This is a genomic window from Priestia sp. GS2 (assembly GCF_036409025.1).
In the GTDB taxonomy this organism is placed as follows: domain Bacteria; phylum Bacillota; class Bacilli; order Bacillales; family Bacillaceae_H; genus Priestia; species Priestia aryabhattai_A.
In genome coordinates, this window is the sequence record NZ_JAZGJX010000001.1 from 3,025,672 (window position 1) to 3,043,535 (window position 17,864).

The 17,864-nt window shown below is 38.2% G+C and carries 17 protein-coding genes; 6 read left to right on the forward strand and 11 right to left on the reverse strand.

What is annotated here, in order from left to right; genetic code table 11:
* Nucleotides 1–150: 150 nt before the first annotated feature.
* Both V2145_RS15400 and mgtE read right to left on the reverse strand, forming a co-directional pair.
* Nucleotides 151–2,010, reverse strand: a complete 1,860-nt coding sequence (locus V2145_RS15400; RefSeq protein WP_330987987.1) for a monovalent cation:proton antiporter family protein — start codon at nt 2,008–2,010, stop codon at nt 151–153.
* 109 nt (nt 2,011–2,119) lie between these two features.
* Nucleotides 2,120–3,496, reverse strand: a complete 1,377-nt coding sequence (gene mgtE, locus V2145_RS15405) for a magnesium transporter (protein ID WP_330987988.1) — start codon at nt 3,494–3,496, stop codon at nt 2,120–2,122.
* A gap of 221 nt (nt 3,497–3,717) precedes the next feature.
* Between mgtE and prpE the strand changes: the two genes are divergently transcribed.
* Nucleotides 3,718–4,452, forward strand: coding sequence for a bis(5'-nucleosyl)-tetraphosphatase PrpE (prpE, locus tag V2145_RS15410; protein WP_094913037.1), 735 nt, complete (start codon nt 3,718–3,720; stop codon nt 4,450–4,452).
* Nucleotides 4,453–4,490: 38 nt separating this feature from the next.
* Here prpE and V2145_RS15415 read toward each other — a convergent pair whose 3' ends face one another.
* The 4 genes from V2145_RS15415 to V2145_RS15430 are packed head-to-tail and all read right to left on the reverse strand — an operon-like array spanning nt 4,491 to nt 7,309.
* Nucleotides 4,491–5,393 (reverse strand): RluA family pseudouridine synthase, encoded by a 903-nt coding sequence (locus tag V2145_RS15415; RefSeq protein WP_311859268.1) that lies wholly within the window; start codon nt 5,391–5,393, stop codon nt 4,491–4,493.
* 15 nt (nt 5,394–5,408) lie between these two features.
* The gene (locus V2145_RS15420; protein WP_330988148.1) at nt 5,409–6,203 is read right to left on the reverse strand and encodes an NAD kinase; all 795 of its coding nucleotides are present in this window, start codon (nt 6,201–6,203) and stop codon (nt 5,409–5,411) included.
* Between the two features lie 58 nt (nt 6,204–6,261).
* Entirely contained in the window at nt 6,262–6,903 is a 642-nt protein-coding gene (locus V2145_RS15425; RefSeq protein ID WP_094913040.1) for a GTP pyrophosphokinase, read from the reverse strand.
* A 19-nt stretch (nt 6,904–6,922) separates the two neighbouring features.
* Nucleotides 6,923–7,309: a hypothetical protein gene (locus tag V2145_RS15430; protein ID WP_094913041.1), complete on the reverse strand. Its 387-nt coding sequence runs from the start codon at nt 7,307–7,309 to the stop codon at nt 6,923–6,925.
* 308 nt (nt 7,310–7,617) lie between these two features.
* Between V2145_RS15430 and V2145_RS15435 the strand changes: the two genes are divergently transcribed.
* The 4 genes from V2145_RS15435 (at nt 7,618) to V2145_RS15450 (ending at nt 10,367) form a co-directional block, all read left to right on the forward strand.
* Nucleotides 7,618–8,208 (forward strand): CYTH domain-containing protein, encoded by a 591-nt coding sequence (locus tag V2145_RS15435; protein ID WP_094913042.1) that lies wholly within the window; start codon nt 7,618–7,620, stop codon nt 8,206–8,208.
* A 4-nt stretch (nt 8,209–8,212) separates the two neighbouring features.
* Nucleotides 8,213–8,857 (forward strand): lytic transglycosylase domain-containing protein, encoded by a 645-nt coding sequence (locus tag V2145_RS15440; RefSeq protein ID WP_094913043.1) that lies wholly within the window; start codon nt 8,213–8,215, stop codon nt 8,855–8,857.
* 218 nt (nt 8,858–9,075) lie between these two features.
* Nucleotides 9,076–9,486, forward strand: coding sequence for a globin domain-containing protein (locus V2145_RS15445; RefSeq protein WP_061785625.1), 411 nt, complete (start codon nt 9,076–9,078; stop codon nt 9,484–9,486).
* A complete protein-coding gene (locus V2145_RS15450; RefSeq protein ID WP_280924296.1) occupies nt 9,483–10,367 on the forward strand; it encodes a ClpXP adapter SpxH family protein in 885 nt (294 codons plus the stop codon). The genes V2145_RS15445 and V2145_RS15450 overlap by 4 nt, the downstream gene beginning before the upstream one ends.
* A 472-nt stretch (nt 10,368–10,839) precedes the next feature.
* Here V2145_RS15450 and pepF read toward each other — a convergent pair whose 3' ends face one another.
* The 4 genes from pepF to mecA form a co-directional block, all read right to left on the reverse strand.
* Entirely contained in the window at nt 10,840–12,660 is a 1,821-nt protein-coding gene (gene pepF / locus V2145_RS15455) for an oligoendopeptidase F (RefSeq protein ID WP_330987989.1), read from the reverse strand.
* Nucleotides 12,661–12,811: 151 nt separating this feature from the next.
* Nucleotides 12,812–13,999, reverse strand: a complete 1,188-nt coding sequence (locus V2145_RS15460) for a competence protein CoiA (protein ID WP_330987990.1) — start codon at nt 13,997–13,999, stop codon at nt 12,812–12,814.
* A 102-nt stretch (nt 14,000–14,101) separates the two neighbouring features.
* Nucleotides 14,102–15,619, reverse strand: coding sequence for a cardiolipin synthase (gene cls, locus V2145_RS15465; RefSeq protein ID WP_094913047.1), 1,518 nt, complete (start codon nt 15,617–15,619; stop codon nt 14,102–14,104).
* Nucleotides 15,620–15,699: 80 nt separating this feature from the next.
* Complete coding sequence (gene mecA / locus V2145_RS15470) at nt 15,700–16,383, reverse strand: adaptor protein MecA (protein WP_330987991.1); 684 nt, start codon at nt 16,381–16,383, stop codon at nt 15,700–15,702.
* Between the two features lie 331 nt (nt 16,384–16,714).
* Here mecA and V2145_RS15475 point away from each other — a divergent pair, with 331 nt between their 5' ends.
* A complete protein-coding gene (locus V2145_RS15475; protein ID WP_094913049.1) occupies nt 16,715–17,377 on the forward strand; it encodes a TerC family protein in 663 nt (220 codons plus the stop codon).
* A 69-nt stretch (nt 17,378–17,446) separates the two neighbouring features.
* On the opposite strand, the gene spxA is transcribed toward V2145_RS15475, so the two are convergent.
* The gene (spxA, locus tag V2145_RS15480; protein WP_025908146.1) at nt 17,447–17,845 is read right to left on the reverse strand and encodes a transcriptional regulator SpxA; all 399 of its coding nucleotides are present in this window, start codon (nt 17,843–17,845) and stop codon (nt 17,447–17,449) included.
* Between the last annotated feature and the right edge of the window lie 19 nt (nt 17,846–17,864).

Genomic DNA, 17,864 nt, shown 5'->3' on the forward strand with positions numbered 1-17,864 from the left:
GACAAATTATGACGTTTCTAATACAGGTACAAGTTCGCTTCATTTCTCTTCACTACTCTTTTAAATTAGCTTACATATTAAAAAACCCGGAAAATTAAGAGTTAACTCTCAATTTTCCGGATAGCTTATTGACTGAAAGGCTTATTTTTATTAACGAATTTTATACTCTAAAAGCATTTTGAGCTCATTTACGTAGGAACGTGATCCCGTTACAATCAACCGGTCATCTAACGCAAGTTCCGTATCGCCGTGAGGAACGATGGAGTCTTTCCCTCTAAAGATACGAACAAAGATGACATCACCCGTAAATGGAAATTTACGAAGCTCTACTCCCTGATATTTTGGGTTACGCATATTGATTTGGTAAAGAGCCGACTCTTGGTTCGTTAAAATATTTAAAACCGTAGGTGACTCAATTAACGCTTTTAATAGCGCTGTGGTTGATAATAGTACAGAGAAGACTTCCACTTGATTTGCTTTTAGCTTTTCATCGAGTTCTGGCGTTTCAACACGCGCAATGACTCGACCTGTCCCATATTCTTTGGCAGCTAAAGCAATTGATGTATTGCGCTCTTCTTCTCCTGTTGTAACAACGAGTACATCTGTATCTAAAATACCTTGTTGTTGTAAATACTCTACATCATAAGATTCAATGTCATTAATATTGAAGATAGAATCAGACGTACGGTTATCCAGCTTTTCATTTGATGTATGATAAATCGTTACGTCATACATATTTAAATCAAGATCTCGAATTACTGGTAGGGTAAATTGATTCGCACCAAGCATGTTGATTTTAAGCTTCTTGTCATTGATTTCTGGCTTTGGAAACAGCTTTCTAAAGACGATTGGCGTAATAATACACGTAATGACCGCTACTAGAATGAGAGCCCCTGACATCTGTGAATCAATGACACCAATATTTTCACCAACCGTAGCTGCGGCAATAACGAGTGAAAGCGTTGATGTTAATAGAAAGCCTGATGCCAACACTGTTTTTGTATCGTACCAAATGCGCATAATCATTACTGGTAACAGCTTTGATAACAATAAAGCTAACAGCAATAAAGGCATTAGAAGAAGTACTTTTGAATCTCCAAACAACGACCAAATATCAAGGTCTACTCCAACCATTACAAAAAAGATGGGAATTAAAAACCCGTAGCCGAAGGAATCTAGTTTATGCACGAGATTTTTATCTGGAGCAAGCAGTGATACAAGCACACCCGCTAAAAAGGCTCCTAAGATATTTTCCGCTCCAATTGATTCAGAAAGTCCCACTAGGATAATAATAAGAGCAAATACTGCCCGCGTATCAATCTGAACCGTTCCTTTAGACATTGTTTCAAGGAATGAGCGATGCTTAAACTGCTTACCGATAAAGTAGAAGAGAACACCGGCAGCAAACAGAATAAGCAGTAACCATGTGTTTCCTCCTCCCGACTCTGCATAAATTGATGCAAAAACAGCAAGAAGAATCATCGTCACAAGATCTGCAATAACTGCAATAAGTAAGATGGTTTGCCCAATGGACTTCTTCATAATCTGGGCATCCTTTAGCGTTGGAACAACAACGCCAAGTGAAATCGTTGAAATAATAAGCGTCATTAGAAACGCATTGTCAATAAACCCTGTCCAGACAAAGATATAGGATAATAACAAGGAAACAGCAAAAATAGCAATAAATACAATGGTTGATACAGCAAACGAATTTGGGATCGTTTTACCTGATTTCGTCTTTTCCTTCTTTTGTCCACCTGCAAATGCAGAAAAATCAATTTCTAGCCCGCTTAAAAACATTAAAAAGATAAAGCCAAGGGTAGACAACGTCTCTAACCACATATCTTGTTGAACGAGATCAAATCCACTTTTTCCGATAATTAACCCCATAATAATTTCAGCTACTACAACAGGGATAACGTTGAGTTTAAAGCGATGAAGTAGAATTGGTGTTAAAAAAGCGACCGTAATTACAATAACAAGTGAGGTTACGGATGCATGATGTTCCATCTACTTTTCCCTCCTTTTCCTTCACCTGCTTAGTATAATGAAAGTATATTAAGCCAGTGTTAAATTTAAATGTCAAGCATAAAAGGCGATGCCTAATCTGTCAACAACTCTATTTTAAATAGCTCATAAAAGTTGTTGCTAATCCAAAGTAAATTAAAATACTAATAAGATCATTAATCGTAGTAATAAACGGTCCAGATGCCACCGCAGGGTCAATCTTCAAACGATGCATGAATAGCGGGATAAATGCGCCCGTTATCGTTGCAACAGTTAGCGTTGCAAATATAGAAATGCCAACCAGCGCTCCTAAAATCAAGTCACCCTGCCATACGTATACAATTAGCGTTACGGCAATACCAGAGAATCCTCCTGTAATTAGACCTGTTAATGCTTCACGAATGAGAAGCTTTAATTTTCCTTCTTCTTGAATTTCTCCGGTTGCAATTCCCCGAACGGCTACGGCTAGCGCTTGAGTACCGGTGTTCCCTGCCATTCCGCCAATTAAAGGAATAAAGATTGCTAAAATAGCTACTTGATTTAGCGTATCCTCAAAACGCCCAATTAAACTCGCCGTCATCAAACCTAAAAACAAAAGAATAATTAACCAAGGTAAACGCTTTTTAGCTGCATTAAAAGGGTTGTTGCTTGCCGTATCGTCTACGTCGCTAAGACCTGCGAGTTTAGAGTAATCGTCAGATGCTTCTTCATCCATTACATCAATCACATCATCGACGGTAATGATTCCAAGAAGGTGCTGCTGAAAGTCTACTACGGGTAACGCTAAGAAATTATAGTCCCTCATAATGCGTGCAACTTCTTCTTGGTCTTCCGCAACGGATACCGATACAACACGTTCACTCATGACATCACTAATCATGGTTTCTTCATCTGCAACAATTAAGTCCCTTAAGGAAATAACACCTACTAAATGTTTTTGTTCATCCACAACAAACGTATAGTAAATGGTTTCAGCTCCTGGAGCTTCTTTCCTTAAAATTTGCATCGCAGAGCGAACCGTTTGGTTTGCTTTAATTGCGATAAACTCTGTTGTCATGATACTGCCGGCCGTGTACTCTTCATAGTGAAGTAATTCTTTAATTTCATCCGCTGCTTCTTCATCCATAATGGTTAAATAGCTCGCTACTTGCTCTTTATCCAACTCGTTTAAAACATCAACTGCGTCATCCGTTGACATCTCAGCTAGCATATCCGCAGCAAAGGTTGGGTGCATCTCTGAAAGCAAATCCTGATAGTCTTCTTCAGGCACTTCCACCTGTTCGAAAATGTCAGCCATTTCTTCTGGAGAAAGCATTTCATAGAGAGCAAATCGCAAATCTTCGTCTAGCTCTTCAAAAAACTGACCTTGATCATACGGGTGCATCTCTAGAAACTCTTCTCGAAATGCATCAATTTTATTTTCTTTGAGCAAGTTAATCAAGTCTTCTTGAAGTCTCTTTTGTTCTTCTCTTTCCATTGATTCAGTCATAACTATTTCCTCCTCTCAGAACAAAACTTCCCTTACTGTATTATGAAATGAACTAGATTTCAACTCATAACTCGTAGTAAAATCTTAAAAACTTCTGTTTATCTAAGTATTATGTGATAAATCTTATCGATAGTTTGCACAATATAGAATGAAATTTCTACATCCTAAAAGGTTTATTTTTCAAACGATACAAAATTCATTAGAAAAGAGCGTGAAGAAATGTGAAGCTAGATATAATCGGAGATATTCATGGCTGCTACGATGAGCTTGTAGAATTAACAACTAAACTAGGCTATAGCTGGAACTCTTCCTATCCCGTCCATCCAGAAAATAGACACTTAGCCTTTGTAGGAGACTTGATGGACCGAGGACCTCACTCCTTAAAGGTAATCGAGCTTGTTTGGCATCTCGTTGTTAAACAAAAAAAAGCTTATTACTGCCCTGGAAACCACTGCAATAAGCTTTATCGATTTTTCAAAGGAAACAAAGTCCAAATTAAACATGGGTTAGAAACAACCGTAGCTGAATATAATGCCCTCTCCCAAACGCAGCAGCAAGATATTAAACATAAGTTTATGGAACTTTATGAGAATGCCCCTCTTTATGTTCACTTAAAACATGAACAGCTTGTTATTGCACACGCTGGAATTCGGGCAGACTATATTGGTCGAAGCGATAAAAAAGTTAAAACGTTTGTTTTATACGGAGACATTACTGGAGAAACCCATCCAGACGGATCACCTGTGCGGAATGACTGGGCTCAACACTACAATGGAACACCATTGGTTGTTTACGGTCACACACCCATTACGTCTCCTAAGCTACGTAACAACACTATTAATATTGATACGGGAGCTGTATTTGGCGGCAAGTTAACTGCGTTTCGCTACCCTGAAAAAGAGCTTGTTTCCGTGTCTTCTTCTATGCCTTATGTAGCTGAAAAGTTTAAAGGATAGCATAAGAGCACTACTCACGAGTAGTGCTCTTATCGTATTTACCCTCTGCTTTGTTGAACCAAACGCTGCATATCATCAGGAAGCGGTGATTGAAATGATACTTCCCGTTGCAAAATGGGATGAAAGAATGTGAGCTTATAGCTATGTAGCGCCTGTCTGCTTATTCTCTCTCTGCTTCCACCGTATAGAGAGTCGCCGAGTAAAGGATTCCCCACATACTCCATATGAACACGAATTTGGTGCGTACGCCCTGTATCCAGCTGTAAGTCCACTTCGGAAAATCCATCGTACTCTTCAATCACTTTGTAGTGCGTAACAGCATACTGACCATCTGAACGTACCACTCTTTCAATGATACTATCGTTCTTCCTTCCAATTGGAGCGTTAATTACCCCCTCTTTTTTAGAAAGGGTTCCGTGAACAAGCGCACGATATGTACGCTTAATTGCTCGTTGCTCTTGAGCTTGAGAAAATAAGAAATGAACGTGTCGATACTTAGCGACTATTAATAAACCTGAAGTATCACGATCTAACCTATTTACTAAGTGAATGGTAGAAGCAATACTGTTTTGCTCATAGTAAAACAGCAGCGCATTGCTTAGCGAATCATCCAGGTGCTCTCGTGTTGGAATACTAGGCATCCCAGCGGATTTATTAATGACCAACAAGTAGTCATCTTCATAAATCACATCTAACGGTAGGCATGCAGGTTTAAGACTTTCACTTGGATATTCAAGTGGAAACGTTACTTTTACAAAGTCTCCAGTAGTAAGTTTATACCGAACATTTACTTTCTCGTCATTTACTTCAATACAGCCACCCTTAAACTTAATATCTGTTAATGCAGCTCGAGATATATGTTGTCTTTTTAAAAAGTCACGTAATAAAGAGCCACTAAATGAATCCGTTACGTTCCAGGTTAACGTAAATAGCTTGTGCATATCATATCTCTCCACTTAGTCACATACAAATGAATCTCTTACTCGCTGCCAAAATGGAAAAGCTCTGAAGCGTGCAAAACGAATCTTTTCATTCGCAACTCGACACTGAATAGACTTAACGTTTTGGTGTAGCAACGTTAAATGATCAATGGTGATTTGGAAATCTGAGTAATTAACAGGTTTTAATAAAGCGGTATGGTGTCCTGGTAACACGAGAGGAGATCCGATTGTACGAAACACACGATTATTAATAGAAGCCATTTCGGCAATCTGAATCGCATGCAGTGACGGATGCAAAATAGCACCTCCAAGGGACTTATTATAAGCTGTACTTCCTGATGGAGTTGAAATACATAATCCATCCCCTCGGAATGTTTCAAACTGCTGACCTCTAATTTCAACATCCATAACAAGTGAGCCTTCCACGCTTTTTACCGTGCACTCATTGAGTGCTAAAGAACGTGCTTCCTTTTCTCCGGTTGTGTAACGAATAATAACCTCAAGCAGTGGATATTCAACAACTTGATAAGGTGTTTTGGCAATAGCAATGACTAACTTCTCAATTTCATCTGGTGTCCAGTCTGCATAAAACCCTAAATGTCCTGTATGTACTCCAACAAAAGCCGTTTTGTCTAACCGATATTGATAATGGTGAAAGGCATACAATAACGTGCCATCTCCACCCACTGAAATCACAATATCTGGTTCATCTTCGTCTTGCTCTAAGTGAAAATCTAATAAGTACGTTTTCATTCGTTGCATTAATGTATTTGAAACTTGATCGCCCCTGGACGTAATAGCAAACTTGATATTACTCACCTTCTTCCCCCCTATCTGTGTTGAAAAACCTGATATGAATTTTTATTCTTTATTCATTTTCCGTTTTCTCTGATTCTTTTTTACGCGAAAAGAATACCTGAGCTTCTTGAATTTCCCCTCGAATTTTTGACATCTCTTCATCTAGCTGAAAAGCTGCTTCTGATGCTCGTTGAAGTCGTTCTTTAATCTCTTGAGGAAAATTGCCACTGTATTTATAGTTTAAAGAATGTTCAATCGTGGCCCAAAAATTCATCGCTAGCGTACGAATTTGAATTTCTGCTAAGATTTGCTTTTCTCCGTGTATGGTCTGAACAGGATAGCAAATGACCATGTGATAGGAGCGATACCCACTTTCTTTTTGATGAGTAATATAATCTCGCTCTTCTACTACCTTAAAGTCTGTACGCTGCCTTAGGATTTCAACTACTGCTTTAATGTCATCTGTAAATTGACACATCATACGTAGACCTGCAATGTCCTGCATCTCTTCCTCTAAACGCTCTAAAGAAATGTTTTTTCTCGCCGCTTTATCTAAAATACTAGCAATGGGTTTCACTCGGCCTGTTACAAACTCAATTGGAGAATGCGTAGACCTCATATCGTATTGAGAGCGCATGCCTTTTAACTTTACTTTAAGTTCTTCTACCGCTTGTTTATACGGTGCTAAAAATAAGTCCCAATGCCTTACCATTGCTATCCCCCTCACCTTGTTAACTGCTTTTTTTATCTAAGAAAACCTCTTCCACTCTTGCTACCATATCATCTCCGTAGTTTACATTACCTTCAATGTTGCTGATTAAGTATGTTAACTCTTCTTTCATAGCCGTTAGCTCAACGACTTGCTTATTAACTTCTAAAAACACTTTTTTATCATCTTGTAAAACGTTCTTTAGGTGTGGCCACATATTGTCACTTAGTCCAACATACATAAACTGCTCGTTGACCTCCACAATGTATACGAATGACATATTGTCTGAATCAGCAAGCACTTGCTTCATATCTTCAATCTGCTCGATTTGTTGTTCAATAGCCTCTGCCTTTAAATGTAGTTCATCTTTCTTCATCACACAGGTTGTGATCTCGATTCGATTTTGCATATATATACTCCTTCCAACTATACAATTCGTTCTTATTTTAACACATTCAAACCCGGTTTAATAAAGCGAAACGAAATCTATTCAGGTTTTCTCCTACTTTCTATGTCGTCTCTTTTACAAAACGTTGATTGATTCGAGATATTAACGATACAAATTAACCAATTTATGATAGATTATAAATGAAATCTTATGATAACAATGCAGTTGTTTTTCTAATCGTAAAGAGAAACATAGGTATGCTAAACATTATAAAAAAACGTCTTATTAAATATATCCTTACAGATCCATCATAAAGGAGCTTATGTAGCATGAAACAAGAAATTGAAATTGAGTTTAAAAACTTAGTAAACAAGAGTGAATTTAAAAAATTACTAGCTTATTTCCAACTAACAGACCGTGATTTTATCATGCAGGAAAATCATTATTTTGATACAAATGACTTTCAGCTAAAAAGCGCAGGAGCTGCTTTACGAATTCGAAACAAAAATGGAAAGTTTGTTTTAACTTTAAAGCAGCCTCATGAAAATGGGTTATTAGAAACACATGTTGAGATTACAGAGCCACAAGCACAAGAGCTGATGACTGAAAAAGAGAACTTTCCAACTGAAATGGCGGTAGCTCTCCAGCAGCTTGGTGTATCATCAGCAGACCTCACTTACTTTGGCACACTCCAAACGTACCGAGCAGAAATTGAATACAAGAGCGGTTTGCTTGTATTTGACCATAGTTTTTATTTGGACACCGATGATGTAGAGATTGAGTATGAAGTTCAGGATGAAAAACAAGGACTACTTGCATTCGAGAACTTACTGCAAGACTTTGAAATCCCTAAGCGTAATACAGCGAACAAGATCAAACGTTTTTACGATCGCAAATATCAATTATTAAGTGAGGAATAAATCAATGGATGTTCGAGCTTATCAAACGTGGTTACAGCTACAGACTTTGCAAACATTTACGGCAAAGCAACCGACAACTTCACCTGCAACACTTTTAAATCCGTCGATATTTGCAAACATTTTGGCACAATATATATCTGAAGAGACAGGTGCTAATGAGCCAACAGCTCAACTCACTTTTGCATCTAATGTTCTGCCTCTGAAAATGAATGCGGATCCTTATGTCAATAAGCAGGTTCAAAAAAGCAGTTCGCCTACATCACCAATCACTGGATCACGCTTTGATGATCTGATTAATGAAGCAGCTTCGAAATATAATCTAGATCCTAAATTAATTTCAGCTGTGATTAAACAAGAATCTAACTTTAATCCTAATGCCAAAAGCTATGCAGGTGCATTAGGATTAATGCAGCTCATGCCCGCAACGGCTAACTACCTTGGCGTTCAAAATGCGCTTAACCCTCGAGAAAACATTTTAGGAGGCGCAAAATATTTACGGCAAATGCTTGATAAATATAACGGGAACGTTAAGCTTGCTCTTGCCGCCTATAACGCAGGGCCAGGAAATGTCGATAAATACGGTGGTATTCCGCCTTTTAAAGAAACACAAAATTATGTTGCTAAAATTACGTCTACTTATAATGCATAGAAAGCAACTCATCATTTTCGGAAAAGGTATGTGAAGAAATTTTTTCTATGAACTCTGCTACTTTTTCACTGATTTCTTTATCTAGCTACCCTATCACCTTTTCTTTTTGAAGCGGATAGTTTGAGATAAATAAGGTACACTGCTAAAATTAAGAAAAACGATGGTACTACTCCATTACACTTGATGGAGTATATTTCTAGGATAAAGGAGTTATCAACATGAAAGAAAAAGTCAAATCTCCCTACGAACTATTGGGCGGTGAACATACGATTTCCAAACTTGTTGATGCTTTTTATAATAGGGTAGCTAGTCACCCAGATTTAGCCCCTATCTTTCCAATAGATTTAACGGAAACAACACGAAAGCAAAAACAATTTTTAACACAATATTTAGGCGGGCCGGCTCTATATACTGAAGAACATGGACACCCTATGTTACGTGCAAGACATTTGCCTTTTGAGATTACGCCAGCTCGCGCAAAAGCATGGCTTCATTGTATGCATGAGGCAATGGATGAAATTGGCTTAGAAGGTCCGTTACGAGATGAACTTTATCACCGGCTCATTCTGACTGCTCAACATATGGTTAATTCACACGAACAGAACGATGAGAAAGGATTTTCACATTGAAGAATTTACACAGCGAACATCAATCATTGCGACACCTTTGTCAGGGTTCTAATCAGAAGCCACTAGAAATTTACGTATTTGTTGATCCACTTTGTCCAGAATGCTGGGCGCTAGAACCTATCTTAAAAAAATTGCAGATTGAGTATGGAAACTGGATTACCCTCAAACATGTTTTAACCAGCAATTTACAACAGCTAAACATTGGGACAAAAAAGAAGTTTGAAGATATGGCTAAAACATGGGAACAAACAGCTTGCCGATCCGGTATGTCGTGCGACGGTAACCTGTGGCTTGAAAACCCTATTTCAACACCATTCGCCGCATCTATTGCAATTAAAGCTGCGGGTTTACAGGGGAAAAAACAAGGCATTCGCTTTTTACGAAAACTTCGAGAAGCATTATTTTTAGAAAAACAAAACGTTGAAAAAGAAGATGTGCTTGTAAAATGTGCAGAAGAAATTGGACTCGATGTCGACGAATTTGTGCGAGATTTACACGCTGAGCATGCTACAAAAGCCTTCCAATGCGATTTAAAAATCACATCAGAAATGGACGTAACTGACATTCCGACACTTGTGTTTTTTAACGAAAAAGTTGAAGAAGAAGGAATTAAGATTTCTGGTCATTATTCATACGAAACTTATGTACACATCATTTATGAAATGTTAGAAGAAGAACAAATCAATCCACTTCCGCTTCCACCTCTGCGATCGTTTTTAGCTTATTTTCAATTTGTCGCAGCAAAAGAAGTAGCCGTTGTTTATGATATCTCTACTGAGCAAGCTGAGCGAGAACTAAAAAAACTTCAGCTTCAACGCCTGGTAGAACAAGTTCCAGTGAAATACGGTACGTTTTGGAGAAGCTTAGAAAAAGGCTGTTAGTATACAAAAAAGACTTGGCAAATGCCAAGTCTTTTTGTTTGTCCTAAGACAACAAGGGGATGGGAGAAATTTTTCACGGTCAAACAAAGGGGTATATGTTTGTTTTGTGATAAACTTCACGATTATTACTATAGCAAATTATGTCGAGTTTTGACAACCCCTTTTTGAGATTTTCATGATTTTTTTAAAAAAAAGTATATTTTGATACCTTACTTCATATAGTTCAAGCATGACAAGCAAGCGAGGTGACCAACCATAAAGCTAATCGGAGTGATCATCAGCATCGCCATTCTCTGTTTTTCCTTTATCTTTTATTTACTGTCGTTAATGAAGCTTGCACCGCTTCTAATTGCTGCTCCTCTTTTACTTCTCTCTCTGTTCATTACTATTATGCTTCTTAATTCATTTAATCGATTTCGAGGATTTAAATAAACAAAGCTTTGCGGATGCGCAAAGCTTTGTTTATTTTCATTTAATTGTTCTCTAACAAACGTTCCATCTCTTCAAGCTTTTCTTTAAATACTTCTAATGCTTCTTTGATTGGCTCAGCAGTTGTCATATCAACTCCTGCGCGTTTCAGCACTTCAATTGGGTAATCAGAGCTTCCAGCTTTTAAGAAGCCAAGGTAACGTTCAACAGCCGCATCCCCTTCTTCAAGAATTTGTTTGCTTAACGCTGCAGCTGCGCTGAAGCCTGTTGCGTATTGATACACATAGTAATTGTAGTAGAAGTGTGGGATTCTCGCCCACTCTAAGCCAATTTCTTCATCAATGACTAAATTATCACCAAAATACTTTTTATTTAAATCATAGTATAGCTTCGTTAACAACTCTGGTGTTAGCGGTTCACCATTTTGAGCTCGAACGTGGATTTCATGCTCAAACTCAGCGAACATCGTTTGACGGAACACGGTACCGCGGAAGCCTTCTAAATAATGATTTAATACGTACAATCTCTTCTTTTCATCGTCGATTGTTTTCAATAAATAATCATTTAATAACGCTTCGTTACACGTAGATGCTACTTCAGCGACAAAGATTGAATAATCGCCGTATGGGTAAGGCTGTTCTTTACGCGTATAGTAACTGTGCACAGAATGACCAAACTCATGAGCTAATGTGAAAAGATTGTTCACGTTGTCCTGCCAGTTCATTAAAATATATGGATTTGTTCCATATGTTCCAGAAGAATAAGCACCACTTCGCTTTCCTTTGTTTTCGTGCACATCCACCCAACGGTTTTCAAATCCTTCTTTTAAAATGGAAATATACTCTTCTCCAAGTGGTGCCAAGCCCTTTAATAAATAATCTTTTGCTTCGCTATATGGTATTTCCATTTTGACGTCTTGCACAAGCGGTGTATAAAGATCATACATGTGAAGCTCATCAACGCCTAACACTTTCTTTCGCAGGTCAATATAGCGCTGTAACAGAGGCAGATATTCGTTTACCGTGGCAACTAAATTATCATATACCTCTTCTGGAATATTGTTTGCGCTTAGAGCTGCATGACGAGCTGATTCGTAGTTACGGACCTTAGCGCTAAAGTTATCTTTTTTAACTGTTCCGCTAAGAGTGCTCGCAAATGTATTCTTAAATTTACCATACGTGTCATAGACGGCTTTAAACGCATCTTCTCTAACACGGCGATCACTGCTTTCTAAAAAGCGTATATAACGACCATGGGTAATCTCCACTTCTTCCCCGTTTTCATCTTTAATAGATGGAAACTCTAAATCCGCATTATTCAGCATACCGAACGTATTACTTGATGCTCCTAGCGCTTCGGACGCCTGTGCTAAAATAGCTTCTTCACTCTCAGAAAGGATATGAGGACGCTCACGATTTACTTCATCTAACGCGTGTGCATACAGCTGTAAATCCTTGCTTTCTTCTAGATATTGTTTTAGCGTTGCCTCATCTACTCCTAAAAGTTCAGGCGTGACATAAGATAATGCACTCGCGATTTCTGTATACAACGTTTTAATTCGATCATTTAATCCTTGATAGAATGAGTTGGTTGTATCTTGGTCATACCTCATATGTGCATATGTATAAAGCTTACTGACGCGCATTGTTAGTTCATCTTGCTGCTGCAATGCTTTAAAAAGCGTGTCTGCTGATTCTCCAAGCTTTCCGCGATATTGCTCCATCTCTGGAACTAACGCTTTAACAGCTTGAAATTCCTTCTCCCACGCTTCATCTGTTTCAAAGATATCTTCTAATCTCCATGTATCTTCTATCTTAATTTCACTGCGGTTTGGCAACTTTTTCACTGTAGATTGTTCACTCATATTAACACCCTTCCATCTTTTACTTCGACTCTGTTACTAACTTCGCTATACAAAAGACGAATCCTTTTTTTATTGTATGTGGCTTTTCAAAAATTAGTCAGCTTGTAAGCACGCCTAAACAGAGTTTCTATTTAAGCGTACTTATTTTCTACTAACGTGTCACTTCTTTTGCTTGGTCTAACCATTTTTTCATTAATAACCCATCTTCCAAAAAAGCATCAGAGCTGAGCAAAGGAACTGTATAGCCTCTTTCAATTCGATAAGAATCATGCGTAACAGGAGAAAGTAAACCTAGCTTGCATAATACTTCGACATACTCTAGCAGTGGCTTTTCAATTGTAGAATGCATAAAAGGAACGGAGCGTACTTTAATAAGCTTTTGGCGAATCCTAGCACTAAACTGCATATATATCTGCTTTAGGTTCACTATTTCTCCCACTTTTTTTACGTGCATAATATCAAGCAAGAGCCAAGCTTGCCATATTACTGCAGGTGTTTCAAGCATAAAAGCAGAAGGTATTGGAAAACCAGCTTCAGAAGGAAAATGAGTGGGTGGAATTTGAAGAGTATAGAGCTTTTCTAAAAAGTGCTTATGTTGTAAGCCTGGATATAGCATGTACGTCGTGCGGAAATTCCTTTTTTTCTGAATCCACCCTTCATGATAAGAAGGAGACGTATGCAAAGTAAGCCATTCTGAAAATGTATGGGAATTAGGCGTGAAAATTTTCAATTCAGCAAAAGCAATTTGGGAGGAAAACGGAATGATATGCTCAAGTTTGATTAACTCATTTGTGAAGGGTGAAAAATAATAAAGCGTTGGCGATTGTTCGCTGATAGTGAGGTACTGCCATTCTTGAGGAGATAGGCGAAAAAGTGAGGCACCTAAGCGCTTTAATCGCTTTGCCCCCATTACCCAAAAAGGATAGTAACCTTGCGATTTATACCCATTCGTCCGTTGAACGAACGCTTCAGTAGACAATGAAGCACACTGAAATTCTAGTGCATAAGCTGTTTTTCCAACTTCAACAAACAAATCGGGACGTTGTTGAAGTTGAGGCAAATAGTGCTCTAACTGAGCTGAGGTATGAGTTTTTAACCAACGAAATAACTGCAGCTTTCCCGTTACGTGATAATCGCTCTCTCCTTCCTGATCAACTGTACACTCTTTTTTTCGATGTGCAAAATGGGAACAGCGCTTTATTCCTACGCGAAGCATAACGGATTCATTACAAGCTGGACAATAAAAATCCCCCGTTTTTTGCAAGCGCCGCAGCTCTGCCTCTGTAAAGCCACTGGCTAATGAAACTAAACGATTATGGTCTGTTTTTGCGACGAGCAATAATTAACACTCCTTCCTTATTGGGTTCTTACTGTTATTCGTTATCCTTTAGTAAATTCCTTCTTTTCTCAAAAAAAAAAGCTACCTTGTTAGGTAGCTTTCTTAGAGTAAAGGTGATAGTAAACGAGATGTTGACTCAAAAATTCTTTGCAAAATGGGGCGCTTTTGAAATTGATCTAAATGAAGTGCCGAAGAGACCTCCAAGTCTTGCATATACTCATAAACAAGCTTTTGAGTACTTGCTGTTTTATAGAGAAAGGCATTTACTTCAAAGTTCAAATGAAAGCTTCGCATATCCATGTTGGCAGTGCCAATCGATGCAATTTCTTTATCCACAATTACAATTTTACTGTGCATGAAGCCTTTTTCGTACTCATATACTTTCACTCCTGCTGCTAGTAGTTCTGGAAAGTAAGAGCGTGAAGCGTGAAAAACGATTTTTTTATCAGGTTTTTTTGGTACAAGCAACCTAACATCTACTCCACTAAGCGCTGCTACTTTCAATGCTGTGAATATATCTTCATCAGGAATAAAATATGGCGATGCAATCCAAATGGACTCTCGAGCTGACGTAATCATCGAGAAGAATAAATGTTTAATGACTTCCCACTCTCGGTCAGGACCTCCAGCAATCATTTGAACTCCACCGCAGCTTTCTTCATCGACATCAATTAAGTCGGGTGACAGATACGTTTGGGTTAGTAGCGTTTGACCCGTCATATAATACCAGTCTTGCAAGAAAATTAGTTGTAAAGAGCGCACCGCTTCACCGCGAACCTGCAGATGCGTATCACGCCAAAAGCCAAAGTGTCGGCTCTGACCAAGATATTCATCCCCAATATTTAATCCTCCGACAAATCCAATCGTTCCGTCTATCACCACAATTTTACGGTGATTTCGAAAGTTAATTTTATTATTTAACAACGGCAAGCGCACAGGTAAAAATGGGACCATTTCTATGCCTGCTTCTCGCATTTCGTGAATGTAGTGCTTAGAAAGCTTAAAGCTTCCAACTGCGTCGTACAAGAAGCGCACATAAATGCCTTCTTGTACTTTTTTAATCAAAATATCCTTAATTTTTTGCCCTAGATCGTCATGCCTAACAATGTAATATTCCATATGAATATGGTGACGTGCATGCTGTAAGGCTTCCAGTATTTCGTCAAATGTTTCGTCACCATTCGTGAGTGCTCGTGTATCAGACGCAAATGAAACCGGAGCTTTCCCTAGCTGAGTAGCCAACGTTAATAACTGTTTACGCTTTTCACCAAAGCGTTCAACTTGTTCGTCGAAGATTGAAGAATCCCTTTCCATCTTCAATAAAACCTGCTCATCTAGCTTCGCTTTTTTTGCAAACAATCGTCGCTTTCGAATGTTTCGTCCAAAGAGTAGATAAAAGAAAAAGCCGACAACAGGAAAGCTGCCTAAAACGACAAGCCACGTTAACGTTTGAGTTGGATGACGGTTTTCAAGCGAAATAACCAATCCAATAAAGATTACGCTAATTGTAATGAGCAAACTCAAAATCCCAATAATTTGACCACTCAAATATTCTTTTGTCAAAACAAGAACGACAACAAGACCTGCAATAAACACAAGTAGCTGTAAACGATTTTTCAATTTTATCCACCTATCCTACGAATGAACATGCTGTTCGTTCATAATAAAGACCGATTTCACATACATGAAATCGGCCACTTTTATCTTAACGGAAAATGAGCCTTTAATTGTTCTAATGCGTTATCGCTCATTAACTGCTTTCCATATTCCATTAAACGGTGCACAGTTAAATGAGACTCGTTTCCATACTCTAAAATGATGCTCAATATATTATCAATCTCAGTGACGAAGTCTTCATCATCTGTAAATTCTACATATAAATAATATTTGCCTTCCAACACATACATATGGTTGATTAGCTCATCTAATTCTAGATGGTGGCTTAACATGATTAAATCTTCTAAGTCACGGAAACGAGCTACAAAATGCAGGCCTTCATCTTCAATGACATCCTCTTCAAGCTCATTCTTTTTCTTTTGGTTCGCTTGATGCTGATCCAACAGCGCTTCAACTTTTCCGTCTACAGGGATATCGATTTTATCATTTTCGCCAACTGGTACTTCGAACTTTTGACCATCTTTTGAAATTTGAGCTCTTGTTACAATAACTTCTAAGCCTTTTTCAAGTGCATGTACCTGAATCCAAAGCGGACCTTCTGCTACGAACTCTTCTTCTTGATGAATTTCATCCATCATCTCCCAAAACAGTTCCTCGCTTCGTTCTCTGCTAAACCAAATTTCATTTCGGTCAAATCCTCGTTCTTCAATATCAACGTATGTGACAAAGAATTTTACCGTATTTTCATTAATGCGTTCGATTTCCATTATCATCTCTCCCTTCGGAAAAATCAGTGAAGGCAATACGGTCTTTCTTTCTCATTACCTTAACGTAATAAGGACTATTTTCCTTTATGTTAAAGCAATACTACATGGACTTTACAAATTTGTAAAGTATTCTAACTCCACGTGAACAAGCATAGAATCTTTCTGTACACCTCATATATCTATTCTATGATAAAATCCTATGGAAGGGAAATAAAACACTCTGCTAACCATGCGAGCCGGCGGTTTTGCTATCGTCTTTAATGTGATACGACTGAAGGCTCAATACTGTGTAATAGTACAAACTATTACATAAATCGGGGGGCGACGTATATTGGACTTGGAATTACTCACCTCCATCCTACTCATTATCGGTATTGATATCGTACTAGGTGGAGACAATGCAATTGTAATTGCCCTTGCTAGCCGAAACCTCCCAGAGAAACAGCGCAACAAAGCAATCGTTCTTGGTACAGGGCTAGCTGTTGTAGTTCGTATTTTACTTACTATTTTAGCTGTTTATTTATTAACTATTCCTTATTTACAACTAATTGGTGGAATTTTATTAGTAGTCATTGCATTTAAGCTGCTCATTTCGAATGAAGACGACTCCTCCACTATCAAAGCAAGTGCTACATTAGGCGCAGCTGTTCGTACCATTGTATTTGCTGACCTTGTCATGGGCTTAGATAACGTCATCGCCGTAGCTGGTGCAGCTCATGGAAACATTTTACTCGTTATTATTGGCCTTTTCGTTTCTGTTCCTATTATTGTATGGGGAAGTAAGCTTATCCTATACTTAATGGAACGTTTTCCTCTACTTATTTATGGTGGAGCGGGTATTCTAGCTTACACAGCCGGAAATATGATTCGACATGAAAAGAACCTACACGATTTCTTTGCCAATAATCATACGCTTGATACATCAATTCCAGCGATCACTGTCATCTTAGTCTTAGCGAGCGGACTATTAATTAATAAATTCCGCTCACAATAAGCATAATATAGGAACAAGAAAGCCTTCATGTATAACATGAAGGCTTTTATATTATATCTAACGTTCTACTTAACCATTAACAAGGCGTTGAGCTTCACGAAGTTGGAATGTACGAACTTTACGAGGTAAGAAACGGCGAATTTCATCTTCGTTATATCCAACTTGAAGACGCTTTTCATCAATGATGATTGGGCGACGTAATAAACCTGGGTTTTGTTGAATTAACTCATATAAATCTTGAAGAGGCATTGCGTCTACTTGAACATCTAACTTTTGGAATGTTTTAGAACGCGTTGAAATAATTTCATCCGTTCCATCTTCAGTCATTCGTAAGATTTGTTTAATTTCATCAATTGATAAAGGCTCTGAAAAGATATTTCGTTCTACATATGCAATTTCATTTTCTTCTAACCATGCTTTCGCTTTTCGACAAGACGTACAACTTGGTGATGTATATAATGTAACCATTTAATCCTTCACTCCTTCT

Coding starts and splice junctions, on each gene's coding strand:
- V2145_RS15435 (WP_094913042.1), top strand. CDS start 7,618: ATGAAACAAGAAATTGAAATTGAGTTTAAAAACTTAGTAAACAAGAGT.
- spxA (WP_025908146.1), bottom strand. CDS start 17,845: ATGGTTACATTATATACATCACCAAGTTGTACGTCTTGTCGAAAAGCG.
- pepF (WP_330987989.1), bottom strand. CDS start 12,660: ATGAGTGAACAATCTACAGTGAAAAAGTTGCCAAACCGCAGTGAAATT.
- V2145_RS15425 (WP_094913040.1), bottom strand. CDS start 6,903: ATGGTAAGGCATTGGGACTTATTTTTAGCACCGTATAAACAAGCGGTA.
- V2145_RS15400 (WP_330987987.1), bottom strand. CDS start 2,010: ATGGAACATCATGCATCCGTAACCTCACTTGTTATTGTAATTACGGTC.
- V2145_RS15430 (WP_094913041.1), bottom strand. CDS start 7,309: ATGCAAAATCGAATCGAGATCACAACCTGTGTGATGAAGAAAGATGAA.
- mgtE (WP_330987988.1), bottom strand. CDS start 3,496: ATGACTGAATCAATGGAAAGAGAAGAACAAAAGAGACTTCAAGAAGAC.
- V2145_RS15415 (WP_311859268.1), bottom strand. CDS start 5,393: ATGCACAAGCTATTTACGTTAACCTGGAACGTAACGGATTCATTTAGT.
- mecA (WP_330987991.1), bottom strand. CDS start 16,383: ATGGAAATCGAACGCATTAATGAAAATACGGTAAAATTCTTTGTCACA.
- V2145_RS15445 (WP_061785625.1), top strand. CDS start 9,076: ATGAAAGAAAAAGTCAAATCTCCCTACGAACTATTGGGCGGTGAACAT.
- V2145_RS15440 (WP_094913043.1), top strand. CDS start 8,213: ATGGATGTTCGAGCTTATCAAACGTGGTTACAGCTACAGACTTTGCAA.